We start from the raw sequence: 889 nt of genomic DNA, 5'->3' as shown, positions 1-889 counted from the left end.
CGTAGGAGCAAGGCATAAACAACGGTTCATAAATCCGGCTGAGGATATCACTGACTGCAAGCTGGATAAGTTTGTCCTCTGTGCACGAAATGGCTAAAGGCCGTTTACTGCCGTCCTCTTTTGGAATTTCAGTGATCCGGGCGGCTTTCGGGTGGTACGTCCCTCTGCGTATCCGCAGGATGAGATTTTGGATATTCTCATCAAGATGTTCACCGTAAGCGGCTTTTGTCATGCGATCGATACCCACGGCTTTATTCCCGTCAAGCCGCAGAAATTGCCCTTTCAGCATGTCACTGTTCAACAGGTGCCCCAAATTATTGAACACCCGTTGTTTGTTACCTGCTGACTTCTCGCCTATACGCTCAAGTTTTGTTAACCATGATAACCCGTCGTTGCTGTGTACGGTCATTGTTGCCCTCTTACGTTCGATCTGTCTGCCAGCCCTTCGCTCCACGGTCATTACTCGCTTCATTGCTACTATGGCTGACTCCGACTTCCTGATATTCATTTCTCAGGCCTTGTGTTTGGCACTTGTACCCGAAATACTCATTCCATTGAGAAATATCAGGATCTCCTGGGTTCCGCACTGTTCTCTACAAACTCGCCGACGCCTGCAGCTCCGGTGTGTACTGCTGAATGGATATTTGCCAGTGTGACCATTCAGACGCTGCTGCCTGCTAGCTGAACGATACTATCGGCACACACGATTAAATGTATTTCGGCGCTATCACGTTCACCTTTTGGTTTCGGCTCGAGTGTTTCGCTGTCTACGCTTCATCTCCTTTGTTACCGCCGGAAACGCAAGACTCGCTACATAGTGGTCTGGCTAATCCCTTTCTACGACGGGACTTTCACCCGCAAGATCAGTACAGCTTTGCCCAGCGCACCG

General features: G+C 49.7%; 1 pseudogene. It reads right to left on the bottom strand.

Annotated elements, in window-relative coordinates:
* Window positions 1–409: pseudogene (locus C5470_RS22045) on the bottom strand (group II intron reverse transcriptase/maturase); the annotation flags it as partial.
* Between the last annotated feature and the right edge of the window lie 480 nt (window positions 410–889).

It is taken from the genome of Photorhabdus stackebrandtii, assembly GCF_011189495.1.
Classification (GTDB): domain Bacteria; phylum Pseudomonadota; class Gammaproteobacteria; order Enterobacterales; family Enterobacteriaceae; genus Photorhabdus; species Photorhabdus khanii.
This window is presented reverse-complemented; position numbering and strand designations above follow the sequence as displayed.